A 23,536-nucleotide genomic window follows, 5' to 3' on the forward strand; every position below is an offset into this window, starting at 1 on the left:
CATGCGCACCCTCCTGATCACGGGCCCGGGCGGCAGCGGCCGGACGACCGTCGCCGCCGCCACCGCGCTCACCGCCGCCCGGTCCGGCACCCGCACCCTGCTGCTGGGCGCCGATCCCGAGGACACCCTCGGCGCCGCGCTCGGCGTGGCCACCGGCCCCTCCCCGGTCACCGTCGAGGACGGCCTCGCCGTCTTGCGGCCCGACCCGGCCCGGGGGTTCCGCGACGGCCTCACCGCCCTCCAGGAACGCGCCGCCGCCGCCCTCGACCTGCTGGGCGCCGCCCGCCTCGACCCCGAGGAGCTGACCCCGCTGCCCGGCGCCGGGGAGCTGGCGCTGCTGCGCGCCCTGCGCGACGCCGCCCTCGCCGAGGAGCACGACCTGCTCGTCGTCGACCTGCCGCCCGCCCCGCGCGCCCTCGCCCTGCTCGCCCTGCCCGAGGAGATCCGCCGCTACCTGCGCCGCCTGCTGCCCCCCGAACGGCAGGCCGCCCGCGCCCTGCGCCCCGTCCTCGGCCGCCTGGCCGGCGTGCCCATGCCCACCGAGGCGCTCTACGAGCACGCCGCCCGCTGGGACCTGGAGCTGGCCGCCGCCGAAGCCGTCCTCACCGACCGGGGCACCGCCGTCCGGCTGGTCGCCGAACCCGGCCCGGCCGGTACCGACGCGATCCGCACCGCCGCCCTCGGCCTGGCCCTGCGCGGCCTGCCCGTGGAACGGCTGGCCGCCAACCGGACCCTGCCCGAGGACGCCCCCGCCGACAGCTGGCTCGCCGGACCCGTCGCCCAGCAGCGCAAGGCCCTGGAGGAGTGGCAGGGCACCTACGACGTCCACGCCCTGCCCCACCTGGGACGCGATCCGCGCGGCACCGACGACCTCGCCGCCCTCGCCGCCCCCGGCGCCGCCCCGGACACCGCCCCCGTGCAGTGGCCGGTCACCGGCCTCCCCCACTCCCGGCTCCCCTCGAGCGGGGGGACCCCCACCGCCGACGACGGCGTCCTGGTCTGGCACCTCCCGCTGCCCGGCGCCACCCGCGACGAACTGGACCTCGTCCGGCGCGGCGACGAACTCGTCGTCACCGCGGGCCCCTTCCGCCGTATCGTTTCGCTGCCGTCCGCGCTGCGCCGCTGCGCCGTGGACGGGGCCGCCCTGCGGGAGGGCCGGCTGAGCGTACGGTTCGTGCCCGACCCGCGGCTGTGGCCCCGCGGCCGGTGAACCGGCGACGGCCGTTCGGGTAACGTCGTAGGGACGAACCGTAGTCAGGAGTCCGTCATGAGCGAAGAGCCCCCGCAGCCCGGCGCCGCGCGCGACGGGGCCGCCGGGCAGGAGCGGGCCCGAGCGGCCGGCCCGCGGCGGGCGGCCGACGCCGACGCCTGGGCGACGGCGACCGCCGAGGACCTGGAGGCGGAGAAGACCCGCCGCCGCGCCGCGTACGGGCCGCCCCCCGGCTCGGCCGCCGAGGAACTGCGCCGCCTCGTGGACACCGTGGCCGACAAGCTGTCCGGCCTCCAGTCGCCGCTGCTCGGCCCGGTCGCCGGCACCGCCGCCCAGCAGGTGGTCCGGCAGGTCGTCCAGCAGGCCAAGGCCGCCGTCGAACCGGTCATCGAGCGCAACCCGGACGTCTTCGACCACCTCGCGGCGGCCGGCGGCGAACTGCTCGCCGCCTACCGCTCCGCCGTCCAGCGCCAGGAACGCCGCTGGACGGCGGGCACCGACGCCCCCCGCCACGCCGAGGACGAGGATGCCCCCGGCGACGAGGGCGGAGCGGGCGCCGGGCCCGGTCAGCGCATCGACCTGGACTGACGGTCCCCGGCGGCGCCGCCTCGGGTACGGTTGGCCGTAGCGGGGCTCGACCGGAACTGAGGGACTCATGGGACTCACCATCGGCGTCGACATCGGCGGCACGAAGATCGCGGCCGGCGTGGTCGACGAGGAAGGCAACATCCTCTCGACCTTCAAGGTGCCGACCCCCACCACGCCCGAGGCCATCGTGGACGCCATCGCCTCGGCGGTGGAGGGAGCGCGCGCCGGGCACGAGATCGTCGGCGTGGGCATCGGCGCGGCCGGATACGTCAACCGGCAGCGCTCCGAGGTCTACTTCGCGCCCAACATCGACTGGCGCAACGAGCCGCTCAAGGAGAAGGTCGAGGCCCGCGTGGGCCTCCCGGTCGTCGTGGAGAACGACGCCAACGCGGCCGCCTGGGGCGAGTACAGGTTCGGCGCGGGCAAGGGCCACCGCAACGTCATCTGCATCACGCTGGGCACCGGCCTCGGCGGCGGCATCATCATCGGCAACAAGCTGCGCCGCGGCCACTTCGGCGTGGCCGCCGAGTTCGGCCACATCCGCATGGTGCCGGACGGCCTGCTGTGCGGCTGCGGCTCGCAGGGCTGCTGGGAGCAGTACGCCTCGGGGCGTGCCCTGGTGCGCTACGCCAAGCAGCGCGCCAACGCCACCCCCGAGCGCGCCGAGACGCTGCTCGGCCTCGGCGACGGCAGCCCCGACGGCATCGAGGGCAAGCACATCTCCATGGCCGCCCGGCAGGGCGACCCGGTCGCCGTCGACTCCTACCGCGAGCTGGCCCGCTGGGCCGGCGCGGGCCTCGCCGACCTGGCCTCGCTCTTCGACCCGTCGGCGTTCATCGTCGGCGGCGGGCTGTCGGACGAGGGCGACCTGGTCCTCGACCCGATCCGCAAGTCGTACAAACGCTGGCTGGTCGGCGCTCACTGGCGCCCGGTCGCCGACGTGATCGCGGCCCAGCTGGGCAACAAGGCCGGGCTGGTGGGAGCGGCGGACCTGGCGAGGGAACCCGACCCGATCATGTGATCGGGGCGACCGCACGGGCTCAGGGGCGCGGGGCTGCGGCACCATGCGGCTCCGCCGCGTGGGCGCGGCGAGCCACGACGCGCCGGCACCCGCGCACGCGCCTCCGCGCCCCTGCCCGTGCACGCGCCTCCGCGCCCCCGCCCGTGTACGTACTTGCGGGTTCCTGCTCGCGTACGCGCCTCCGCGTTCCCGTCCGCGTGCGCACTTCCGCGTTCCGTCCGTGTACGTGTTTCCGCGTCCCCGCCCGCCCACGCCCCTCCGCGCCCCCGCCCCTGGGCGTACATTGATCGACATGCCGCAGTTCCCCAACTCCCGCACCGAACCCGACGGTTCCGCCGTCATCCGCGTCCTGGGCTACAACATCCGCTCGATGCGCGACGACACCGACGCCCTCGCCCGCGTCATCGGGGCCTGCGCCCCCGACCTGGTCCTCCTCCAGGAGGCCCCCCGCTTCTTCCGCTGGCGCAAGAAGCTCGCCCGTCTCGCCGCCGCCTCCGGCCAGGTGATCCTCTCCGGCGGCGGCACCGCCGCCGGCCCCGCGCTGCTCTGCTCCCTGCGCGCCACCGTCGAGCGCACCGAGGACGTCCTGCTCCCGCTCACCCCCGGCCTGCACCGCAGGGGCTTCGCCACCTCCGTCGTCCGCTTCGGCGGCGCCCGCCTCGGCGTCCTCAGCTGCCACCTGTCCCTCCAGAAGGACGAGCGCTACCAGCAGAGCGGCCTGCTCCTCGACCGGCTCGCCGCGCTCGGCGTCCCGCACGCCGTCGCCGGCGGCGACCTCAACGAGCGCCCCGACGGTCCCGCCTTCCGGCGGATCGCCAAGGAGCTCCAGGACTGCTGGGCCACCGCCCCCTGGGGCGACGAGCACACCTCGACCCCCAGCCGCCCGCGCCAGCGCATCGACGCCCTGTTCGCCACCCCGGGCATCGAGGTGCTCGCCTGCGGCGTGCCGCGCGGGCTCCCCGGAGTGCGGGAGGAGGACCTGAGGACGGCCACGGACCACCTTCCGGTCCTGGCCGCCCTCAGGGTGCCGGCCGGCGCCTGAGCGTCAGACCACCGCGCCCCGGCCGGGGTCGTCGTCCTCGTCGTCGTCCGTGCGCATCCGCGTCACCAGCGTGGCGAAGCCGCCGAGGAAGCCGCCGATGCACACGGTCGTCAGCCACCAGGTCATCTCCCAGCCCAGCAGGATCGCCACCAGCAGCAGGAGCGGGCCGCCCAGTACGCCGAGCCAGGCGAACCGGGAGGTGACGTCGGACTCCGGCAGCGGCGGCGGCTCGGGCGGCACGAAGTGGCCCTCGTCGTCCCCGCCCGGATCGTCCCCGGCGGGCTCGGCCAGGCTGTGGTCGCGCGGTCCGACCCCCGGGGCGAACGCGACCGAGCTGCCCAGCGGCTTGGCCGGCGCGGGTTCCCCGGGCTTCTTCCGGGCGGGCTCCGGCGCCTCGCCGTCGTCGTCCCTCTCCGGCTCCAGCAGCGCCAGGTCCTCGACCGACCTGAAGGGCTTGGCGCCCGGCGGGTCCGGCGGCTCCTCGCCGTACCCGGCGACGATCGCGGCCCAGGCGGCGTCCTCGTCGAACGGCGCGTCCCGCTCCCGCGGGGCACCCGGGTCCGTACCCCCGCGCTCCCCGCGCTCCTCACGGTCCTCACGGTCGGAGTCGTGCTCAGCCACCTGCGGCCGTCCCTTCCTTGCCGAGACCCGGCTCCGGCTCCCTGACGAGACCGGGGGCGAGCCGGGCGACGAAGGCGACGCTCTCCGCGCAGATCCGGTCCGCGTCGTGGTCCAACGTCGCCACGTGGTAGCTCTGTTCCAGCAGGATCTCCGTCACGTCCACCGACGACACCCGGCCGAGGATCCGGGCCGAGTCGACGGGCGGCACCACGTGGTCGCGCGGGCTGCGCATCAGCAGCAGCGGCTGGGTGACCTGCGGAAGGTCACGGTCGGCGATCCGGAAGAACTCGCGCAGGGAGTACGCCGCGTGCAACGGCACCCGGTCATAGCCCAGTTCGGCGCTGCCCGGCTTGGCGATGTCGCTGGCGATGCCCCTGGTGGCCGGCAGCAGATGGCGGATCACCGGCAGGGCGTGCGGCGCCAGGCCGTGCATGCGGTGGGCCGGGTTGACGACCATGACGCCGCTCACCGCGTCGCCGTGCCGCGCCGCCAGCCGCAGCGCCAGCGCGCCGCCCATGGACAGCCCCGCCACGAACACCCTGGAGCACCGCTCGCGCAGCGCCCGCAGCTCACGGTCCACCTCGGCGTACCAGTCGGGCCAGCCGGTGAGCTGCATGTCCTGCCAGCGGGTGCCGTGTCCGGGCAGCAGCGGCAGCGCGACCGTCAGACCGTGCGCGGCGAGGTGCCGGGCCCAGGGGCGCAGTGACTGCGGGGAACCGGTGAAGCCGTGGCAGAGGAGGACGCCCACCTCCCCGCCCTCCTGGCGGAACGGCTCGGCTCCTGCGAGGACCGGCACGTCTTCGACTCCTGTTCGTCAAGGGGCTGGCGCGGCTGGCGCGTCGCGGTGCGGGTACTTCACGGTACGCGACCCCACGGACACCGACCAGGGCCGCAGGGCCCTTTGCCGGTGCTCCGGGTTATGGTCTGTGCGACACACACAGGAGGCACTCGGTTGTTGTACGGCGCGATGAAGGTCACCATCGGCGGTTCGCTGAAGCTCGCCTTCCGGCCCTGGGTGGAGGGACTGGAGCACGTTCCCGCCACCGGGCCCGCCATCCTGGCCAGCAACCACCTGTCGTTCTCCGACTCGTTCTTCCTGCCGGCCGTCCTCGACCGCAAGGTCACCTTCATCGCCAAGGCCGAGTACTTCAACACGCCGGGCGTCAAGGGACGGCTGACCGCCGCGTTCTTCAAGGGCGTCGGCCAGCTCCCGGTGGACCGCTCCGGGGCGCGCGGCGCCGGCGAGGCCGCGATCAGGAGTGGCATAGAGGTCCTGGAGCGCGGCGAGCTGTTCGGCATCTACCCCGAGGGCACCCGCTCGCCCGACGGCCGCCTCTACCGGGGCAAGCCGGGCGGCCTGGCGCGCGTGGCGCTCGCCACCGGAGCCCCCGTCCTCCCGGTCGCCATGATCGACACCGAGAAGATCCAGCCGCCGGGCAAGGTGGTGCCCAAGCTGATGCGCCCCGGCATCCGCATCGGCAAGCCGCTGGACTTCACCCGCTACCAGGGCATGGAGCACGACCGCTTCGTGCTGCGCGCGGTGACCGACGAGGTCATGTACGAGATCATGAAGCTCTCCGGCCAGGAGTACGTCGACATGTACGCGACCGCCATGAAGCGGCAGCTCGCGGATGCGGCGAAGGCGGAGAAGGAAGCGGAGAGGGAGGCGGCCAGGGAGGCCAAGGAGGCCAGGGCCGCCCTCGCCCGCGCGGAGAGGGAACAGGCCGAGAAGGAGCGCGCCGCGCAGGCGGACGACGGGGACGAGAGCCCCGGGTCCTGACGGGACCCGGACGGGGGTGGGGGAGATGGCCGGGCGCGAGCGGGTCATGCGGATGTCGGTCGAGCAGCCCCTGTGGCGTGCGCTGACCGCCTACCGCGTGCTCACCATGGTCTACGCGATCGGTCTCTTCGCCGCCGCCCACGAGCACTTCACCCGCCCCTGGCTCGCCGTCGGCTACTACGTGGTGCTCGTCGGCTGGACCCTGGCCACCCTCCCCAGGGTGGCGAACGCCGCCGCCTGCACCAAGCGGTTCCTCGCCCTCGACCTCGCCGTCGCCCTCACCGGCATCCTGCTCACCCCGTTCGCCGACACCCACGAGCGCATCACCGCGGGCGGCCCGACGCTGCCGTCGATATGGACCGCCGGTTCCGTCCTGGCCTTCGCCATCAAGGGCGGCTGGCGCTGGGCCGCCGTCGCCTCCACCCTGGTCGCCGCCGCCAACCTGATCGAGCGCGGCAGCCCGGCCCGCGACACCGTCCACAACGTCCTGCTGGTCTGGGTCGCCTCCATCGCCATCGGCTACGTCGTCGAGGTCGCCCGCGCCTCCGAGCGCACCCTCGCCCGCGCCCTGGAGATCGAGGCCGCCACCCGGGAGCGGGAGCGCCTCGCCCGGGACATCCACGACAGCGTGCTCCAGGTGCTGGCCATGGTGCAGCGGCGCGGCGCCGTCCTCGGCGGCGAGGCGGCCGAGCTGGGCCGGATGGCCGGCGAGCAGGAGATCGCCCTGCGCACCCTCGTCTCCGGCGGCCTGGTCCCCGTCTCCCGGGTCTCGGAGGACGCCGCCGAGGGCGCCGTCGTACGGGCCGTGGACGACCCCGGGGACCAGGACCCAAACGCCCCCGCCGACCTGCGCGCGCTGCTCGCCCCGTACGCCGGCGCCCGCGTCAGCCTCGCCGGACCGGGAGCGCCCGTGGAGCTGGCCCCCGCCGCCGCCCGGGAGGTCGCGGCGGCCGTCGGCGCGGCCCTGGACAACGTCCGCGCGCACGCCGGCGAGCAGGCGCGCGCGTGGATCCTCGTCGAGGACGAACCGGACGAGGTGATCGTCACCGTCCGCGACGACGGCCCCGGCATCCCCGAGGGCCGCCTCGCCCAGGCCGAGGGCGAGGGACGGATGGGCGTGGCCCTGTCGATCCGGGGCCGCCTGCGCGACCTCGGCGGCACGGCCGAACTGATCTCGGTGCCGGGCCAGGGCACGGAGGTCGAGCTGAAGGTACCGAAGGACGCGACGGGCGTGCCCCACGCGCGGGGGAAGGCGGCAGGACATGACTGAACAGCGGGGACCGATCAGGGTCATGGTGGTCGACGACCATCCCATGTGGCGCGACGCGGTCGCCCGGGACCTGGCCGAGTCGGGCTTCGAGGTGGTCGCCACCGCCGGCGACGGCGACCAGGCCGTCCGCCGGGCCAGGGCCACCGCGCCCGACGTGCTGGTCCTCGACCTCAACCTGCCCGGCAGACCCGGCGTCCAGGTCTGCAAGGAGGTCGTCGGCGCCGACCCCCGGGTGCGCGTCCTGGTGCTGTCCGCGAGCGGCGAGCACGCCGACGTCCTGGAGGCGGTGAAGTCCGGCGCCACCGGCTACCTGCTGAAGTCCGCCTCCACCGGGGAACTCCAGGACGCCGTCCGCCGCACCGCCGCCGGCGACCCCGTCTTCACCCCGGGCCTGGCCGGACTCGTCCTCGGCGAGTACCGCCGCCTCGCCTCCGAACCGGCCCCCGCCCCCGGCACCGGCGCCCCCGGCGCCCCCCGCCTCACCGACCGCGAGACCGAGGTGCTGCGCCTGGTCGCCAAGGGCCTGAGCTACAAGCAGATCGCCGAACGCCTGGTCATCTCCCACCGCACGGTCCAGAACCACGTCCAGAACACCCTCGGCAAACTCCAGCTGCACAACCGCGTGGAACTGGTGCGGTACGCCATAGAGCGGGGCCTGGACGACGCGTGACCCGCGCGTTCGGCCGAGCGGAACCGCCGCGCCGGGCGCCCTGGGTCCGGGGATGACCGGGACATCCGGGGTACCCGGGTGGCACCAGCCCAGCGAGACGGGAGCGAGCGCCGTGGAGACCCTCGCCTTCGGAGTCCAGGCCGACGAGCAGCCCCTCATCGAGCGGGCCTTCGCGGGCCGCGCCGAGGTCCGCTGCCTGGACGTCTTCCTCAACGAGGACACCGCCCCCATCGCGGCCGGCCACGAGACCGTCTCCACCTCCGTCAACGCCGACCTCGGCGCGGGCGTGCTGGAGATCCTCGCGGCCGGCGGCACCCGGATGGTCGCCCAGCGCTCCACCGGTTTCAACAACATCGACCTCACCACGGCCGAGCGGCTCGGCCTGACCGTCGCCCGGGTCTCGTCCTACTCGCCGTACTCGGTCGCCGAGTTCGCCTGGGCGCTGGCGATGGCCGTCAACCGCCGTATCGTGCGCGCCTCCACCCGCACCCGTGACTTCGACTTCCGCCTGAACGGCCTGATGGGCCGGGACCTGCACGGCCGCACCGCGGGGGTGCTGGGCACCGGCCGGATCGGCGAGGCGTTCGCGAGGATCGCGCGCGGCTTCGGCATGCGGCTGCTCGGCTGGGACGCGGCCGAGAACCCGGCCTGCCTGGACCTGGGCATGACCTACGTCCCCAAGGAACGGCTCCTCGCCGAATCCGACCTGGTCACCCTGCACGTCCCCCTGGTGCCCGAGACCTGGCACCTGATCGACGACGCCGCCCTGAAGTCGATGCGGGACGACGCGATCCTGGTCAACTCCAGCCGCGGCGGCCTCGTCGACACCGCCGCCCTCGTCGGCGAGCTGCGCGCGGGCCGCTTCACGGGCGTCGGCCTGGACGTGTACGAGGCGGAGGCGGGCCTGTTCTTCCTGGACAAGTCCCTCACGGCCGTCGAGGACGACACCCTGGCCCGCCTCGTCACCTTCCCGAACGTCCTGGTCACCTCGCACCAGGCGTACTACACCGAGGACGCCGTCGGCCAGATCGTCGACGCCACGGTGCGGAACGTCCTGGACTACCGGGCCGGCCGCCGCTCGGAGAACGTGCTGGTGCCGCGCAGCTGACCCATCAGTTCCCGCACCACCGCCGCGCCGTTCAGCGACAGCACCGACTCGGGGTGGAACTGCACCGACGCGAAGCCGGCCCCGCGCAGCGCGTGCACCTCCCCGCCCGCCGACCGGCTGACCTCGATCCCGTGCGCGGCCAGCTCCTCGTACTCCTCGTCGTCGCAGCGCGCCACGAAGCTGTTGTAGAAGCCGACGGTCTCCCGCCGCCCGAACAGGTCGATCTCCGTCTGCGCCCCCTGGTACGGCACCTCCTTGCGGACGATGTCCAGCCCCAGCTCGGCCGCGATCAGCTCGTGCCCGAGGCAGACCCCGAGCACCCCGTGCCGGTGCGCGCGCACGACGTCGGCGGTGAGCGAGCGCAGCAGCCGCATCCTGGGATCGGCCAGGTCGGCGGGGTCGCCCGGCCCCGGCCCGAGGACCACCGGCCCCTCGTGCCCGAGCACCTCGGCCCGCAGCCCCGGCGCGTCGTACCGCCGGACGGTCACCTCCAGTCCGCCCGAGCGCAGCACATGCGCCAGCATCGCCGTGAAGGTGTCCTCCCCGTCGACGACCAGGGCGTGCCCGGCCGGCTCCCCGGGACGCTCCTGCATCCGCAGCCAGAACGGGGCCAGCGACGACCGGCGCCCGTCCAGCGCGGCCCGCACCCGGGGGTCGTCGGCCAGCCTCGGCCCCGTGGCCCGCCCGCCGGGCCGAGCGGGCCGTACGCCGAGGGCGGTGAGCACCCCGGCCGCCTTGGCGTGGGTCTCCGCCACCTCGCCGGCCGGGTCGGACCCGCGCACCAGCGTCGCCCCGACCGGCACCCGCAGCCGCCCGTGCGCGTCGATGTCGGCGGTCCGGATGAGGATGGGCGAGTCGAGGGTCTGGGCACCCGAGGAGTCCCGCCCGACCAGCGCGAGCGCCCCCGCGTAGTACCCCCGCCCGCCGTTCTCGTGCCGTTCGATGACCCGGCAGGCGTTCTGCACCGGGGACCCGGTCACCGTCGCCGCGAACATCGTCTCCCGCAGCACCTCCCGCACGTCCAGCGAGGACCTGCCGCGCAGCTCGTACTCGGTGTGCGCGAGGTGCGCCATCTCCTTCAGCCGCGGTCCGACGACGACACCGCCCATGTCGCCGACGGTGCACATCATCTTCAGTTCCTCGTCGACCACCATCGACAGCTCCTCGGTCTCCTTGGGGTCGGCGAGGAAGCCGAGCAGGTGCTCGGGTGTGGGGCCCTCGGCGGGATAGCGGTACGTGCCGCTGATCGGGTTCATCACGACCGTGCCGCCGCTCATCCGCACGTGCACCTCCGGGCTCGCCCCGACCAGCGTCCGCCCCCGCCCTTCCGGGGAAGGCCCTGCGGGCCCCTTCCCGTCCCCGGTGTGCACCACGAACGTCCAGTACGCGCCCCGCTCACCCGCCAGCAGCCGCCGGAACAGCGCCAGCGCGTCGGCCCGCCCGAACCCGGGGATCTCGCCCCGGTAGGTGCGCCGGATCACGAAGTCGGCGCCCTCGCCCCGCCCGATCTCCTCCTCCAGCACCCGCCGGACGATCCCGGCGTACTCCTCGTCCCCGACGTCGAAGCCCCCGCCCTCGACCCGGACGCCGTGCGCCGGGAGCTGTTCCACGGCGGTGGCGAGCGGGATCTCGTACCGCTCCTCGGGGACGAGCGCCAGCAGCGGGGTGCCGTCGTCGCGGACGTCGAAGCCGCGCTCGCGGATCTGCCGGAAGGGGATCAGCGCCAGGCAGTCGTCGGGGAGGCCGGCGAGCCGCTCGTACTCCGCCACCGGCCCGAGCAGCAGCTCCACCGTGTCGTGGTCGCGCCCGGGGGTACGGCGCCGCAGCAGGGCGAAGGGGCGGGGGTCGTCGAGGAGCTCCAGCAGGTGTTCCATCGGTCGTCGTGTCCTTCTGTGAAGGAGAGACGGACCCGGAGCCGGAAACACCGAAGGCCGCCTCTCGGGCGGCCTTCGCGAAATCCGGTACGCGCAGTCAGTGGGCCGCCACAGGAGCGGTCCACCACCAGTTCTGGGTCGAGTGCGCGAACATGCCAGGCACCCTACCGCATTCCCACGCTACGTATTCGTCGTCTCATTTTCTGGTCACCGGGCGGAGGGCCCGACGGCACCCCGTAATGTTGAGGCCGTGACCGTGAACGCTAAGACCAGCGCGAGCGCTGGCAACACCTGGCGAGACCTGCCCGCGGCGCAGCAGCCCGAGTACCCCGACACCGAGGCTCTGCGCGCAGTCGTTGCGGAGCTGGAGTCGTATCCGCCGCTCGTCTTCGCGGGCGAGTGCGACCAGCTGCGCGCCCGGATGGCGGCCGTCGCCAAGGGAGAGGCGTTCCTCCTCCAGGGCGGCGACTGCGCCGAGGCGTTCGACGGGGTCTCGGCCGACCACATCCGCAACAAGCTCAAGACGCTGCTCCAGATGGGCGCCGTCCTCACCTACGCCGCCTCCGTGCCGGTCGTGAAGGTCGGCCGGATCGCGGGCCAGTACTCCAAGCCGCGCTCCAAGCCGACCGAGACCCGCGACGGCGTGACGCTGCCGACGTACCGGGGCGACTCGGTCAACGGCTTCGACTTCACCGAAGAGGCCCGGATCCCGGACCCCGAGCGGCTGAAGCGGATGTACCACGCGTCCGCCTCCACGCTGAACCTGGTGCGCGCCTTCACCACCGGCGGCTACGCCGACCTGCGCCAGGTGCACGCCTGGAACCAGGACTTCGTGAAGTCCTCCCCGTCGGGCCAGCGCTACGAGCAGCTCGCCCGGGAGATCGACAACGCGCTGAACTTCATGCGGGCCTGCGGCACCGACCCGGAGGAGTTCAAGACCGTCGAGTTCTACGCCTCCCACGAGGCGCTGCTGCTCGACTACGAGTCCGCGCTGACCCGCGTGGACTCCCGTACCGGCCAGCTGTACGACGTCTCCGGGCACATGGTGTGGATCGGTGAGCGCACCCGGCAGATGGACCACGCGCACATCGAGTTCGCCTCGAAGATCCGCAACCCGATCGGCATCAAGCTCGGCCCGTCGACCACGGCCGAGGAGGCGCTCCAGTACATCGAGCGCCTCGACCCCGAGCGCGAGCCCGGCCGGCTGACCTTCATCGTCCGGATGGGCGCGGACAAGATCCGCGACAAGCTCCCGGAGCTGGTGGAGAAGGTCGCCGCGTCCGGTGCCACGGTCGCCTGGGTGACCGACCCGATGCACGGCAACACCTTCGAGGCCGCCTCCGGCCACAAGACGCGCCGCTTCGACGACGTGCTCGACGAGGTCAAGGGCTTCTTCGAGGTCCACAAGGAGCTGGGCACCCACCCGGGCGGCATCCACGTGGAGCTGACCGGCGACGACGTCACCGAGTGCGTCGGCGGCGGCGACGAAATCTTCGTCGACGACCTGCACCAGCGCTACGAGACGGCCTGCGACCCGCGGCTCAACCGCAGCCAGTCGCTGGACCTGGCGTTCCTGGTGGCGGAGATGTACCGCGATCAGTAGGGAAGCATCTTCGCGGAAGTGAATGGGGCGCGGGTCACACATGATCCGCGCCCCCTCCGCTTTCGCGGTACCTGAGGGATAGGTAAGGTTAGGTTTGCCTCACCGGCGCGGCCGGTAGGGCGTGACCGTGACCCCGCCCGGGAGGTGAACCGCGTGTTCGTCTGCTCTTGCTTCGGTGTGACCGAGGAACAGGTGAGGGCCCACGTGGACGCCGGCGCCCGCACGCCCCGGCAGATCGCCTCCGTCTGCAAGGCCGGCACCGACTGCGGTGGCTGTGTGCGGCGCATCCAGGCGCTGCTCGGGCGCGGTGCGTGCCCCCGCCGGCAGCTGATCGACCAGGGTGCGCCGGCCCCGCTGACGGCGGAGCTTCCCGAAGTCGCCTGACCCTTTCCGGCGGGGCCCTCTCAGTGGGACGAGTAGCCGCCGCCCGGCTTGGGCGTGTCCGGCTGGGACTGTTCGATCACCGTCGACAGGTACAGCGACTCGCCCAGCTTCTCGATCAGTTCGAGCTGGGTGTCCAGGTAGTCGATGTGCTGCTCCTCGTCGGCGAGGATCGCCTCGAAGACGTTCGCGGACGTGACGTCGTTCTTGCTCCGCATCACCGCGATGCCCCGGCGCAGCCGGTCGATCGCCTCGATCTCGATCTCCCGGTCCGCCTGGAACATCTCGGTGACCGTCTGCCCGACCCGGACGTGGAAGAGCCGCTGGTAGTTCGGCAGACCGTCCAGGAGCAGGATGCGGTCGGTGAGGACCTCCGCGTGGCGCATCTCGTCGAAGGACTCGTGACGCGTGTACTCGGCGAGCCTGGTCCAGCCCTTGTGGTCCTGCAGCTTGGAATGCAGGAAGTACTGGTTGATCGCGGTCAGCTCGGCGGTCAGCTGCTCGTTGAGGAATTCGATGACCTCGGGGTCGCCCTGCATCGCAGAGGCTCCTTCCGTACGGAATCCGGCAGGTTGCGCCGCATGATTACACCGGTTCCGGAGATCGTCCAGTAAGTCTGTACTTAGTAAGTAAGTCCTGGCTTGGTCATTTTTGTTGCGTATTGCCGGAATTCAAGACCGACTTCAAATGGGCCCGTTCCTGGACAACGGCCCCGGTCTGTCAGGATGGAGACATGGGTCAGCCGGTGGGACACGGGTCGGGAGAGGGCGCTTCGAGAGGGGCGGCGCGGCCCGGTCTCCCGCCGGGGCAGCGGCTCCAGCGCGGCTGGCCGGTCACGCACTACGGGCCGGTCCCCAGGTTCCGGCCCGAGCGCTGGGACTTCCGGGTCTTCGGCGCCACCGCCGACGGCGACAAGCACTGCTGGAACCACGAGGAGTTCACCGCCCTGCCGTACACCACCGTGGTGGGCGATCTGCACTGCGTGACGAAGTTCAGCATGCTCGGCGCCGAGTGGGGCGGCGTTCCCGCCCGCACGGTCCTCGACATCGCCCCGCCCGCCCCTTCCGTCACCCATGTGATGGTGTGGGCGGAGTACGGCTTCAGCTCCAACCTGCGCCTGTCCGACTTCGCGGCCGAGCGGACCCTGTTCGCCACCCACAAGGACGGCGAACTGCTCACCGCCGAGCACGGCTTCCCGCTCCGGCTGGTCGTCCCGCACCTGTACGCCTGGAAGGGCCCCAAATGGGTCCGCGGCGTCGAGTACATGACCGCCGACCGCCGCGGCTTCTGGGAGGAGCGCGGTTACCACAACATCGGCGACCCCTGGCGCGAGCAGCGGTACTCCTACCAGGAGGAGCCGGGGGAGGGGCCCGAGCTGTAGGGCCTCAGCCGTCCCGGAGCTTCTTCAGGCGCTCCACGTCCGCCGCGTGCCCCTCCTTGCCGCCGGGCGTCTCGATGACCAGCGGTACGCCCGCGGTCGCCGGGTGCGCCATCAGCTCGCGGAACGGGGCCTCGCCGATGTGGCCGGCGCCGATGTTGGCGTGCCGGTCCTTGTGGGCGCCGGCCACGTCCTTGGAGTCGTTGGCGTGGATCAGCCTCAGCCGGCCCTCGCCGACGGTGTCCACCAGCAGGTCCAGGGTCTGCCGCATGCCGTCCGGGCCGGTCAGGTCGTGCCCGGCGGCGAAGACGTGGCAGGTGTCCAGGCAGACGCCCAGCTTCGGGTGGGCGTCCAGCGCCTCGAAGTACGGCCCGAAGTCCCAGGTCCGGGCGCACAGCGAGGAGCCCTGCCCGGCGGTCGACTCCAGCAGCAGGTACGGGTCGTCGTCGTGGGTCAGCTCGTCCAGGAGCGGCAGCAGGTGCCTCCGCACCTGCGCCAGCGCCACCGCCCGCTCCCGGCCGCCGGTCGCGCTGCCGGTGTGCACCACCACGCCGAGGGCGCCGATCTCCCGGCCCCGGCGCAGCGAGTGCCGCAGCGACTCGACCGACTTCTCCACGGTCGCCCCGGTGTGCGAACCGAAGTTGATCAGGTACGGGGCGTGGACGTAGGCGGGGATCGACTCCGCCGCGCAGGCCGCGCGGAACGCCTCGTCCTGCTTCGGGTTGCCGACAGGGGTGGCCCAGCCGCGCGGGTTGGCGACGAAGACCTGGACGGCCTCGGCCTTCAGGCCGCGGGCGTAGGGCAGGCCCACGGAGTGCAGGCCGCCGGCGACCGGGACGTGGGCGCCGACGGGGTTGCGGCGGGCGGGCGGGGGCGAAGGTGGTGTGCTCATGTCCTGGTCCAGGATGCCAGGCCGGCGCGGGGCGGTCGCCGGTGGCCCGTCGGGGGACGGCCGGGGGACGGCCGGCGGATCGTCGGGGACGGCCGGAGGGACGGTCGGCGGATCGTCGGGGACGGCCGGAGGGACGGTCGGCGGATCGTCGGGGACGGCCGGAGGGACGGTCAGCGGATCGTCAGGGTGATCTCGGAACCCTTCGGTGCCGTGTCGCCGCCCTCGACGGACTGGCTCTCGACGGTGTCGCCGAACAGACCGAGCAGTCCGCGGTCCTCCTCGACCTCGAAACCGGCGTCCTCCAGCCGCTGCCGCGCGTCGTCGACGTCGTCCCCGACCACGTCCGGGACCTCGACCGGCTCCGGGCCCCTGGAGACCGTCAGCGTCACCGTGTCACCCTCGGCGACCCGCTCGCCGTCGCCGGGCGACTGCCGCGCGACCTGGCCCGCGTCGTAGTCGTCCGAGTTCACCCGCTCCGTGGCGACGTCCACCTTCAGACCGGCGTCCTCCAGTGCGGCGCGCGCGTCCGCCAGGTCGTCACCGGTGACGTCCGGTACCTCCACCGCGCTGCCCTTGCTGACGGTGAGGGCGACGGCCGACCCGGCGCGCACCGTGGTGCCCGCCCCGGGGTCGGTGGAGATCACGAAGCCCTTGGGGACGTCGTCGCTGAAGGCGCGGGTGACCATGCCGGGCTCCAGCCCGTCCTCCTCCAGCACCGACTCGGCCCGGTCCAGGCGGTAGCCCTCCACATCGGCCAGCTCCACCGTCTCCGGCCCGTCGGAGACGGTGAAGGACACGGAGTCGTTGTTCCGGATGCGGGTGCCCGCCGCCGGGTCGGTGCTGATGACCGCGCCGCGCTCCACCGTGTCGCTGTACGCGTGCTCGATGTCGCCGACGTCCAGGCCCGACTTCTCCAGCCGGGCCCTGGCCTGTGCCTCGGTCTTCTCCAGCAGCGGCGGGACCTCGGTGAACTGCCCCGAGTTGATGTACCAGACGCCCGCGCCGACGCCCAGCGCCAGCAGGACGGCCAGGACGATCGCCAGGGGACCGCGCCGCAGGCCCGGGCCGCGCCGCGGCGGGGGCGGCGGCGGGGGGTCCAGTCGGCTGGTGCGGTCGTAGCCGTCCGCGGCGGGCGCCTCCTCCTCGTTCACCGGCAGCGGACGGATCATGGTCAGCGCGCGCGGGATCACGCTCGTACGGTCGTCCGCGTTGTCGTGCGCGCCGGGCAGCGCCCGCGGCGGTACGGCGTCCAGCTGCTCGGCGGTGAGCGCCGCGCGCGCCTCGCGGGCCCGCGCGAGCAGCGCCACCGCGTCGTGCGGACGGATCTCGGGGTTGCGCGCGGTCGCCGTGGCGACCAGGTCGTCCAGCTCGTACGCCAGGTCCGGCACGGCGGCGGAGGGCGGCGGGACGTCCTCGCCCAGGTGCTGGTAGAGCACCTGGGCGGGGGAGTCCCCCTGGTGCGGCTTGGCGCCGGTCAGCATCTCGTACAGGACCACGCCGCACGCGTAGACGTCGACGCGCGGGTCGGCGGTGCCGTGCTCGATCTGCTCGGGCGCCAGGTAGGAGACGGTGCCCAGGACGGCGCCGGTGGTGCTGGTGACCGTGTCGACGGCGCGGACCAGGCCGAAGTCGGCGACCTTGACCCGGCCGTCGTCCCCGATCAGCACGTTCTCCGGCTTCATGTCCCGGTGCACGAACCCCGCGCGGTGCGCGGCGCCGAGCGCGGCCAGTATCGGCTCCAGGATGTCCAGGGCCGCCCGGGGCCGCAGCGCCCCGCGCTCGCGCAGTACGTCCCGCAGGGTGCAGCCGGAGACGTACTCCATCGCCAGGTAGACGTAGCCCCCGTCGGTGCCCTGGTCGAAGACCTGGACGACGTTGGGGTGGGCGAGCCGGGCGACCGACTTGGCCTCGCGGATGAACCGCTCGACGAACGTGCCGTCGGCCGCCAGCGTCGGGTGCATCACCTTCAGCGCGAGCACACGGTCCAGGCGGGTGTCCACGGCCCGGTAGACCGTGGCCATCCCGCCGACCGCGATCCGCGCGTCGACGCGGTACCGGCCGTCGAGCTCCTGCCCGACCAGAGGGTCCTGAAGGGTCGTGTCCACGCAGGCGAGTGTACGAGCCGTCGCTGACGGAAGGCTGTGTACGGCCGCCGCGGGGTGCTGCCGCCACCGTCCTGTGACACACCCCACGGGCCGGGCCCCGGTCAGAACGCGGGCCGCTCCGGGTCCAGGACGGCCAGGCCGGCGGCCGGGGAGGACGCCTCGGCGAAGTGCCGGCGCGGGATGCGCCCCGCCCGCCGGGCCAGCCGGCCGGCCTCCACCGCGTGCCGCATCGCCTCCGCCATGAGGACCGGCTCCTGCGCCCGGGTCACCGCCGAGGCGAGCATCACACCCGCGCAGCCCAGCTCCATCGCCAGCGCGGCGTCCGAGGCCGTGCCGGCGCCGGCGTCCAGGATCACCGGTACGCGCGCGTGCTCGACGATCAGCTGGAAGTTGTGCGGGTTGCGGATGCCGAGCCCGGAGCCGATCGGCGAGCCCAGCGGCATGACCGCCGCGCAGCCGACGTCCTCCAGCTTCCGGGCCAGTACCGGGTCGTCGTTGGTGTACGGCAGCACCGTGAAGCCGTCGTCGACCAGGGTCTCGGCCGCGTCCAGCAGCTCGACCGGGTCGGGCAGCAGGGTGCGCTCGTCGGCGATGACCTCCAGCTTGACCAGGTCGGTGCCGAGGGCCTCGCGCGCCAGGCGGGCGGTCAGCACGGCCTCCCCGGCGGTGAAGCAGCCCGCCGTGTTGGGCAGCACGCGGATGCCGAGCCTCTCCAGCACCGACAGCACCGACCCGTGCACGGACGGGTCCACGCGCCGCATGGCGACCGTCGTCAGCTCGGTCCCGGACGCCACCAGGGACCGCTCCAGCACGTCGAGGCTGGGCGCCCCGCCGGTGCCCATGATCAGGCGGGACGTGAAGGACGTACCGCCGAGGACGAAGGGATCGTCGGCCATGGTTCTCAGCCTCCTTGCACGGCGGTGAGGACTTCGACGCGGTCGCCGTCGGAGAGCGCGGTGTCCGACCAGCGCGCGCGTGGGACGACGGTTTCGTTGAGGGCGGCGGCCACCCCGGACGGTGCCTCGGTGAGGGTCCGTACGAGGGCGTCGAGCGCCGTTCCGGGGGCCACCTGGCGGGGCTCCCCGTTGACCGAGACGCTGATGTTCATGCGGGCTGCTCCGTGCGCGCGGGGGCGGTCTCCTGGGTGGGCGTGTGACCGGGTGTCTGGTCGGGTCCCTGGCCGGGTGTCTGGTCCGGCGCCTGGGTGGTGCCGAACCGGCCGGGTGTGAAGGGGCGGGCCTCCTCGGGCAGCTCGCCGGTGGTCAGGACGTGCGCCATGACGTCGCCGGTGACCGGGGTGAGCAGCACGCCGTTGCGGAAGTGCCCGGTGGCCAGCAGCAGGCCGTCCAGGGCGGTCGGGCCGAGCAGCGGCGCGTTGTCCGGGGAGCCGGGGCGCAGTCCCGCGAGGGTCTCCGTCAGGGGCAGCTCGGTGATGCCCGGGACCAGCTCGTGGGCGTCGCGCAGCAGCTCGTAGACGCCGCCGGCGGTGACGGTCGTGTCCCAGCCCAGCTCCTCGCTGGTGGCGCCGACGACGAGTTCGCCGCTTGCGCGGGGCACCAGGTAGAGCGGGTTGCCGCGCACCACCGCGCGGACGGTGCGGTGGAGCAGCGGCGGCTGTCCCGGCGGCATCGTCAGCCGCAGCACCTGCCCCTTCACGGGCCGCACCGGCGGCAGTACGCCCTCCGGGAGGCCCGCCAGACGGCCGCTGAGGCTGCCCGCGGCCAGGACGACCTGCCCGGCCGCCAGCGCGGTGCCGTCGGCCGTCACGACGCCGGTGGCGCGGTCCCGGGCGACGGTGAGCCGCTCGGCCGCGGTCCGGTGCAGGCGCACGCCCGCCCGCTCGCAGGCGGTCAGCAGCGCCGCGGCCAGCCGCCGGGGGTCGACCTGGTGGTCGCCGTCCACCCGCAGCCCCCCGCGCACGCCCGGCGCGAGCATCGGCTCCAGGCGCCGGCAGTCACGCCCCGACAGCCACTCGGACTCCAGGCCCGAGCGCAGCTGGAAGGCGTGCAGCTCCCGCAGGTGCGTCCGGTCGTCGGCGTCGAGCGCGACGGCCAGGGTGCCGCAGCGGCGGTAGCCGAGGTCGTGCCCGGTGGCCTCGGACAGCTCGGCGGCGAAGGCGGGGTAACGGCGGGCCGAGGCGAGGTTCAGGGCGAGCAGGGTCTGCTCGCCGTAGTGCAGCTCGGTGACGGCGGCCAGCATCCCGGCCGCCACCCGGGCGGCCCCGCCGCCCGGCGCCGGGTCCACCACCGCCGTGACCAGCCCGCGCTGCGCGGCCCGCCACGCGGTGACCAGACCGATGATCCCGCCCCCGACGACCAGGACGTCGGCCGCGTCGGACGCGGGTGACATGGGTGACATGGGCGTCCAGCCCCTCCCTTCGCCGGCATGACCCGGATCAGGTTCGTACGGTCGGAGGCCGCCAGCCTCCCTCTCAGCCCGGTGCGTCCGGGCTCCCGCGAGTGCCTTACGTTGGCCACCCTAACTGTTCGATGTCCGCCTCTGTAAGGGAGTGTCCGCCGGTGACGCGTTCGCTCGACGGTCTCGTGTTCGCCCCGGTCGCCGACCAGGCACCCGGCCAGGTCGGTACCCGTACCCGCTTCACCTACCACGAGCGGGACGGCGCCGTCTGGGCCGAGTACGCCGGCGGCGACGTCGTCCGCGGGTACCTGGTGGGGACGCGCGAGGCGGACCGGCTCGACTTCCGGTACGTGCAGCTCAGGGCGGACGGCTCCACGGCCTGCGGGCACTGCGTGTCGACCGTCGTCGGCCTGCCGGACGGGCGGGTGCGGCTGGAGGAGACCTGGCAGTGGGAGTCGGGGGAGGGCGACGGGACCAGCGTGGTGGAACAGGTCCGGTGACGGCGCTGCGGAGCGCGGCGGGTGCGCGGCGGGTATGCGGTGGGGGTGCGGTGGGGGTGTGCGCGGTGGGTGTGCGGCGGGCCACCGAACGTTTCTCCTGACCGGCGGCGAGCCAGGTGTCTAAGGTGATCAGGTGAGTGAGCAGACGCAGGAGCGAGGCGGCTTCGCGCGGCGCGTGGTCGTCGTGGGCGCGGGCATGGCCGGCGTGCAGACGGCGGTCGCCCTGCGCGAACGGGGCTTCACCGGCCCCGTGACACTGATCGGCGCCGAACCGCACCAGCCGTACGACCGGCCCCCGCTGTCCAAGGCGGTCCTGCTGGGCACCGCCGAGGGCTCCGCCTTCGACATCGACTTCGAGTCGCTCGGCATCGAACTGCGGCTCGGGCGGGAGGCGCTGGGCGTCCGCCCCGGCGAGCACCTGCTGGACACCTCCGCGGGGCCGGTGCCGTACGACTCCCTCGTCCTGGCGACCGGCGCCGAGCCGCTGCGGCTGCCGGGTGCCGAGGGCGTCCCCGGCGTCCACCTGCTGCGCACCCTGGACGACGCCGGGCGGCTGCGTCCCGTACTCGGCCGGCAGCACGACGTGGTGGTCGTGGGCGCGGGCTGGATCGGCGCCGAGTTCGCCACCGCCGCGCGGGAGGCCGGGTGCGCGGTGACCGTCGTGGAGGCCGCCGACCGGCCGCTGGCCGGGGCGCTGCCCGCCGAGGTCGCCGCCCCCATGGCCGACTGGTACGCCGACGCGGGAGCGGTTCTGCGCACCCACGCGCGCGTGGAGCGCGTCGAGCCGGGCGCCGTGGTCCTCGACGACGGCACGCGCGTGCCCGCCGGCGCGGTCGTCGTCGGCATCGGGGCCAGGCCCGCCACCGCCTGGCTGGACGGCTCCGGGATCGCCCTCGGCGCCCATGGCGAGGTCCTGGCCGACGACCGCCTGCGCACCCGCGTACCCGACGTCCACGCGGTCGGCGACTGCGCGTCCTTCCCGTCCGGGCGGTACGGGGAACGGCTGCTCGTGCACCACTGGGACAACGCCCTCCAGGGGCCGCGCACGGTGGCCGCCGACATCATCGGCGCCGCCACCGGGGAACCGGCGCCGGTGTACGACCCGGTGCCGTACTTCTGGTCCGAGCAGTTCGGCCGCTTCGTCCAGTACGCCGGGCACCACCCCGCCGGCGACACCACGGTGTGGCGCGGCGACCCCGCCGGACCCGCCTGGACGGTCTGCTGGCTGCGCGCGGACCGCCTCGTCGCGCTGCTGGCGGTGGGGCGGCCCCGGGACCTGGCCCAGGGCAGACGGCTGATCGAGTCGGGCGCGGCGCTGGATCCGCGGCTCCTCGCGGACCCGGCCAGGCCGCTGAAGTCGGCGGTGGCGTGACGAGGGCGGGACGGGGCGGGGAGAGCGGGGGCGCGGGGCGAGGTCCCGGCTCGTCCGCGCTGGTCGGAGGGGTCCGGCTTCCGCGTGTCAGTGGCAGATGGCAGGCTTGAGGGGTGACCGAGATTGACGCAAAGATCGATGCTCTCGTCCCTGCCTGGCTCACCCTTCCCGACATCGCGGAGATGCTCGACGTCGAGGTGACCCGGGTGCGGCAGCTGGTCAAGGACGGCCAGCTCATCGCCGTACGCCGCGGTGAGAACCGCGCGCTGCACGTCCCCGCGGCCTTCATCGACGGCGACAAGGTCGTCAAGGGCCTGTCCGGGACGCTGACGCTGCTGCGGGACGACGGCTTCACGGACGAGGAGATGCTGGAGTGGCTCTTCACGCCGGACGACAGCCTGCCCGGCACGCCGGCGCAGGCACTCAGTGAGAATCGCGGCACGGAGGTGAAGCGCCGCGCCCAGGCGCTGGCTGTCTGACCGACGCGCCCGGCGTGCGGGCCGCGTCCCGCACGCCGCCGGCGGGAGCGGGTGAACGGCGGTCCACCGCCGCCACCGCCATCGCCGTCGGGGCGGGTCCGCCGCGGGCGGCCACGCCTGGCTCGGGTCCCGGCCCGATCCGCTCCAGGCCGGGACCCTGTCCCGGCCGGACACCGGTCGGAGGGGTCCGGCCTCCGCGTGTCACACGAGGCTCCGCCCGGCCCGGCGCGGCGGCCACACCCGACCGCCGCAGCCGCAGCCACACCCGGCAGCCGCAGCCGCAGCCGCAGCCGTGGCCCGCCGGAGCCGCTCCCCGCCGGAGCCGCTCCCCGCGCACCTGCCAGAACCCGGCCAGGACCGGCCACCGCGCCGGGACCGGCCTCGCCACCGCACCGGCCCCGCCCGACCGGGCCCGCCTCGTCAGGTCCGCCCGGTCCGCCCGGTCCGCCCGGTCCGGTCCGCGCAGCCTGATCACCTGGCCGGGGTCCCTTCCCGCCCACCACCCACACGGGGGACGCACCACCCATGACCGAGACCGACACCGACACCGACACCGCCCCCCACACCGCCGTCACCACGGCCACCGCCGCCACCGCCCGCGCCCGCCTCGCCGACGCCCGGCTCTACCTCTGCACGGACGCCCGCAAGCGCCAGGGCGACCTGCCGGAGTTCCTGGACGCGGTGCTGGCCGGCGGCGTCGACATCGTGCAGCTGCGGGACAAGGGCATGGAGGCGGCGGAGGAGCTGGAGCACCTCTCCGTGTTCGCCGATGCCTGCGCCCGGCACGGCAAGCTCCTCGCGGTCAACGACCGGGCGGACGTCGCCCACGCCGCCCGCGCCGACGTACTCCACCTCGGCCAGGGCGACCTCCCGGTGCCCGCCGCCCGCGCGATCCTCGGGGACGACGTCCTCGTCGGCCGCTCCACCCACGCCAGGTCCGAGGCCGCCGCCGCTGCCGCGCAGGACGGCGTGGACTACTTCTGCACCGGCCCCTGCTGGCCCACCCCCACCAAGCCCGGCCGCCACGCCCCCGGCCTGGACCTGGTCCGGTACGCCGCCTCCCTGCGCACCGACCGCCCCTGGTTCGCGATCGGCGGCATCGACCTGGGCAACCTGGACCAGGTCCTCGACGCGGGCGCCCGCCGGGCCGTCGTGGTCCGCGCGCTCACCGAGGCCGACGATCCCGGCGCGGCGGCGGCCGAGTTCGCCGGGCGGCTCAGGAGTGCCGCCGATGTCCAAGGGATGGACAAGTAACCGACAATACGGACAATTCCTCGACTCTGG

Annotated in this window: 25 protein-coding genes and 1 riboswitch; of the genes, 15 read left to right on the forward strand and 10 right to left on the reverse strand. The window is 74.2% G+C overall.

Annotation, left to right across the window (positions count from 1 at the left end; genetic code table 11):
• Position 1 precedes the first annotated feature (1 nt).
• The 4 genes from ACY1JF_RS25505 to ACY1JF_RS25520 all read left to right on the forward strand — a co-directional run bounded on the left by ACY1JF_RS25505 (position 2) and on the right by ACY1JF_RS25520 (position 3,861).
• A complete protein-coding gene (locus tag ACY1JF_RS25505) occupies positions 2–1,210 on the forward strand; it encodes an ArsA family ATPase (RefSeq protein ID WP_462707585.1) in 1,209 nt (402 codons plus the stop codon).
• Between the two features lie 57 nt (positions 1,211–1,267).
• Positions 1,268–1,798 (forward strand): DUF5304 domain-containing protein, encoded by a 531-nt coding sequence (locus tag ACY1JF_RS25510; RefSeq protein ID WP_462707586.1) that lies wholly within the window; start codon positions 1,268–1,270, stop codon positions 1,796–1,798.
• 67 nt (positions 1,799–1,865) lie between these two features.
• The gene (locus tag ACY1JF_RS25515; protein ID WP_215167835.1) at positions 1,866–2,819 is read left to right on the forward strand and encodes an ROK family glucokinase; all 954 of its coding nucleotides are present in this window, start codon (positions 1,866–1,868) and stop codon (positions 2,817–2,819) included.
• A 292-nt stretch (positions 2,820–3,111) separates the two neighbouring features.
• A complete protein-coding gene (locus ACY1JF_RS25520) occupies positions 3,112–3,861 on the forward strand; it encodes an endonuclease/exonuclease/phosphatase family protein (RefSeq protein ID WP_462707587.1) in 750 nt (249 codons plus the stop codon).
• Positions 3,862–3,864: 3 nt separating this feature from the next.
• On the opposite strand, the gene ACY1JF_RS25525 is transcribed toward ACY1JF_RS25520, so the two are convergent.
• Both ACY1JF_RS25525 and ACY1JF_RS25530 read right to left on the reverse strand, forming a co-directional pair.
• The gene (locus ACY1JF_RS25525; protein ID WP_462707588.1) at positions 3,865–4,482 is read right to left on the reverse strand and encodes a hypothetical protein; all 618 of its coding nucleotides are present in this window, start codon (positions 4,480–4,482) and stop codon (positions 3,865–3,867) included.
• Positions 4,475–5,278 (reverse strand): alpha/beta hydrolase, encoded by an 804-nt coding sequence (locus tag ACY1JF_RS25530; RefSeq protein ID WP_462707589.1) that lies wholly within the window; start codon positions 5,276–5,278, stop codon positions 4,475–4,477. Before ACY1JF_RS25530 ends, ACY1JF_RS25525 begins: the two co-directional genes overlap by 8 nt.
• 171 nt (positions 5,279–5,449) lie before the next feature.
• Here ACY1JF_RS25530 and ACY1JF_RS25535 point away from each other — a divergent pair, with 171 nt between their 5' ends.
• The 4 genes from ACY1JF_RS25535 (at position 5,450) to ACY1JF_RS25550 (ending at position 9,310) form a co-directional block, all read left to right on the forward strand.
• On the forward strand, positions 5,450–6,262 hold the full coding sequence (locus tag ACY1JF_RS25535) for a lysophospholipid acyltransferase family protein (protein ID WP_462707614.1): 813 nt from the start codon (positions 5,450–5,452) through the stop codon (positions 6,260–6,262).
• Positions 6,263–6,287: 25 nt separating this feature from the next.
• Entirely contained in the window at positions 6,288–7,532 is a 1,245-nt protein-coding gene (gene macS / locus ACY1JF_RS25540; RefSeq protein ID WP_462707590.1) for a MacS family sensor histidine kinase, read from the forward strand.
• On the forward strand, positions 7,525–8,202 hold the full coding sequence (locus ACY1JF_RS25545; RefSeq protein ID WP_462707591.1) for a response regulator: 678 nt from the start codon (positions 7,525–7,527) through the stop codon (positions 8,200–8,202). The genes macS and ACY1JF_RS25545 overlap by 8 nt, the downstream gene beginning before the upstream one ends.
• A gap of 112 nt (positions 8,203–8,314) precedes the next feature.
• Positions 8,315–9,310 carry a 2-hydroxyacid dehydrogenase gene (locus ACY1JF_RS25550; protein WP_462707592.1) on the forward strand — a complete coding sequence of 332 codons (996 nt, stop codon included), beginning with the start codon at positions 8,315–8,317 and terminating at the stop codon, positions 9,308–9,310.
• On the opposite strand, the gene ACY1JF_RS25555 is transcribed toward ACY1JF_RS25550, so the two are convergent.
• Together ACY1JF_RS25555 and ACY1JF_RS25560 are read right to left on the reverse strand one after the other, a co-directional pair.
• On the reverse strand, positions 9,262–11,184 hold the full coding sequence (locus ACY1JF_RS25555; RefSeq protein ID WP_462707593.1) for an anthranilate synthase family protein: 1,923 nt from the start codon (positions 11,182–11,184) through the stop codon (positions 9,262–9,264). The genes ACY1JF_RS25550 and ACY1JF_RS25555 overlap by 49 nt on opposite strands.
• A 97-nt stretch (positions 11,185–11,281) precedes the next feature.
• Entirely contained in the window at positions 11,282–11,338 is a 57-nt protein-coding gene (locus ACY1JF_RS25560) for a trp operon leader peptide (RefSeq protein ID WP_462707615.1), read from the reverse strand.
• Positions 11,339–11,434: 96 nt separating this feature from the next.
• Between ACY1JF_RS25560 and ACY1JF_RS25565 the strand changes: the two genes are divergently transcribed.
• Complete coding sequence (locus tag ACY1JF_RS25565; protein WP_462707594.1) at positions 11,435–12,787, forward strand: class II 3-deoxy-7-phosphoheptulonate synthase; 1,353 nt, start codon at positions 11,435–11,437, stop codon at positions 12,785–12,787.
• A 153-nt stretch (positions 12,788–12,940) separates the two neighbouring features.
• Positions 12,941–13,171, forward strand: coding sequence for a (2Fe-2S)-binding protein (locus tag ACY1JF_RS25570; RefSeq protein ID WP_462707595.1), 231 nt, complete (start codon positions 12,941–12,943; stop codon positions 13,169–13,171).
• 20 nt (positions 13,172–13,191) lie between these two features.
• Here ACY1JF_RS25570 and bfr read toward each other — a convergent pair whose 3' ends face one another.
• Positions 13,192–13,707, reverse strand: a complete 516-nt coding sequence (gene bfr / locus ACY1JF_RS25575) for a bacterioferritin (RefSeq protein ID WP_462707596.1) — start codon at positions 13,705–13,707, stop codon at positions 13,192–13,194.
• A 194-nt stretch (positions 13,708–13,901) separates the two neighbouring features.
• Here bfr and ACY1JF_RS25580 point away from each other — a divergent pair, with 194 nt between their 5' ends.
• Positions 13,902–14,549, forward strand: a complete 648-nt coding sequence (locus ACY1JF_RS25580; protein WP_462707597.1) for a sulfite oxidase-like oxidoreductase — start codon at positions 13,902–13,904, stop codon at positions 14,547–14,549.
• Positions 14,550–14,553: 4 nt separating this feature from the next.
• Here ACY1JF_RS25580 and ACY1JF_RS25585 read toward each other — a convergent pair whose 3' ends face one another.
• From ACY1JF_RS25585 to thiO, 5 genes are all read right to left on the reverse strand, one after another.
• Complete coding sequence (locus ACY1JF_RS25585; protein ID WP_462707598.1) at positions 14,554–15,438, reverse strand: deoxyribonuclease IV; 885 nt, start codon at positions 15,436–15,438, stop codon at positions 14,554–14,556.
• 170 nt (positions 15,439–15,608) lie between these two features.
• Positions 15,609–17,543, reverse strand: a complete 1,935-nt coding sequence (gene pknB / locus ACY1JF_RS25590; RefSeq protein WP_462707599.1) for a Stk1 family PASTA domain-containing Ser/Thr kinase — start codon at positions 17,541–17,543, stop codon at positions 15,609–15,611.
• A 101-nt stretch (positions 17,544–17,644) separates the two neighbouring features.
• Positions 17,645–18,439, reverse strand: a complete 795-nt coding sequence (locus ACY1JF_RS25595) for a thiazole synthase (RefSeq protein ID WP_462707600.1) — start codon at positions 18,437–18,439, stop codon at positions 17,645–17,647.
• 5 nt (positions 18,440–18,444) lie between these two features.
• Positions 18,445–18,645: a sulfur carrier protein ThiS gene (thiS, locus tag ACY1JF_RS25600; RefSeq protein WP_462707616.1), complete on the reverse strand. Its 201-nt coding sequence runs from the start codon at positions 18,643–18,645 to the stop codon at positions 18,445–18,447.
• A gap of 2 nt (positions 18,646–18,647) precedes the next feature.
• Positions 18,648–19,892, reverse strand: a complete 1,245-nt coding sequence (gene thiO, locus ACY1JF_RS25605; protein WP_462707601.1) for a glycine oxidase ThiO — start codon at positions 19,890–19,892, stop codon at positions 18,648–18,650.
• A gap of 6 nt (positions 19,893–19,898) precedes the next feature.
• Positions 19,899–20,010, reverse strand: a riboswitch (TPP riboswitch).
• Between the two features lie 52 nt (positions 20,011–20,062).
• On the opposite strand from thiO, the gene ACY1JF_RS25610 reads away from it, so the two are divergent.
• From ACY1JF_RS25610 to thiE, 4 genes are all read left to right on the forward strand, one after another.
• The gene (locus ACY1JF_RS25610; protein WP_462707602.1) at positions 20,063–20,401 is read left to right on the forward strand and encodes a hypothetical protein; all 339 of its coding nucleotides are present in this window, start codon (positions 20,063–20,065) and stop codon (positions 20,399–20,401) included.
• Positions 20,402–20,534: 133 nt separating this feature from the next.
• Positions 20,535–21,773, forward strand: a complete 1,239-nt coding sequence (locus ACY1JF_RS25615; RefSeq protein WP_462707603.1) for an NAD(P)/FAD-dependent oxidoreductase — start codon at positions 20,535–20,537, stop codon at positions 21,771–21,773.
• A 113-nt stretch (positions 21,774–21,886) separates the two neighbouring features.
• A complete protein-coding gene (locus ACY1JF_RS25620; RefSeq protein WP_215167853.1) occupies positions 21,887–22,252 on the forward strand; it encodes an Rv2175c family DNA-binding protein in 366 nt (121 codons plus the stop codon).
• 525 nt (positions 22,253–22,777) lie between these two features.
• Positions 22,778–23,506, forward strand: coding sequence for a thiamine phosphate synthase (gene thiE / locus ACY1JF_RS25625; protein WP_462707604.1), 729 nt, complete (start codon positions 22,778–22,780; stop codon positions 23,504–23,506).
• Positions 23,507–23,536: the final 30 nt, after the last annotated feature.

It is taken from the genome of Streptomyces sp. SYSU D01066-1 (assembly GCF_054956795.1).

Coding starts and splice junctions, on each gene's coding strand:
- ACY1JF_RS25580 (WP_462707597.1), top strand. CDS start 13,902: ATGGGTCAGCCGGTGGGACACGGGTCGGGAGAGGGCGCTTCGAGAGGG.
- macS (WP_462707590.1), top strand. CDS start 6,288: ATGGCCGGGCGCGAGCGGGTCATGCGGATGTCGGTCGAGCAGCCCCTG.
- ACY1JF_RS25505 (WP_462707585.1), top strand. CDS start 2: ATGCGCACCCTCCTGATCACGGGCCCGGGCGGCAGCGGCCGGACGACC.
- thiO (WP_462707601.1), bottom strand. CDS start 19,892: ATGTCACCCGCGTCCGACGCGGCCGACGTCCTGGTCGTCGGGGGCGGG.
- bfr (WP_462707596.1), bottom strand. CDS start 13,707: ATGCAGGGCGACCCCGAGGTCATCGAATTCCTCAACGAGCAGCTGACC.
- ACY1JF_RS25555 (WP_462707593.1), bottom strand. CDS start 11,184: ATGGAACACCTGCTGGAGCTCCTCGACGACCCCCGCCCCTTCGCCCTG.
- ACY1JF_RS25595 (WP_462707600.1), bottom strand. CDS start 18,439: ATGGCCGACGATCCCTTCGTCCTCGGCGGTACGTCCTTCACGTCCCGC.
- ACY1JF_RS25535 (WP_462707614.1), top strand. CDS start 5,450: ATGAAGGTCACCATCGGCGGTTCGCTGAAGCTCGCCTTCCGGCCCTGG.
- ACY1JF_RS25520 (WP_462707587.1), top strand. CDS start 3,112: ATGCCGCAGTTCCCCAACTCCCGCACCGAACCCGACGGTTCCGCCGTC.
- ACY1JF_RS25585 (WP_462707598.1), bottom strand. CDS start 15,438: ATGAGCACACCACCTTCGCCCCCGCCCGCCCGCCGCAACCCCGTCGGC.
- thiE (WP_462707604.1), top strand. CDS start 22,778: ATGACCGAGACCGACACCGACACCGACACCGCCCCCCACACCGCCGTC.
- ACY1JF_RS25515 (WP_215167835.1), top strand. CDS start 1,866: ATGGGACTCACCATCGGCGTCGACATCGGCGGCACGAAGATCGCGGCC.
- ACY1JF_RS25510 (WP_462707586.1), top strand. CDS start 1,268: ATGAGCGAAGAGCCCCCGCAGCCCGGCGCCGCGCGCGACGGGGCCGCC.
- ACY1JF_RS25545 (WP_462707591.1), top strand. CDS start 7,525: ATGACTGAACAGCGGGGACCGATCAGGGTCATGGTGGTCGACGACCAT.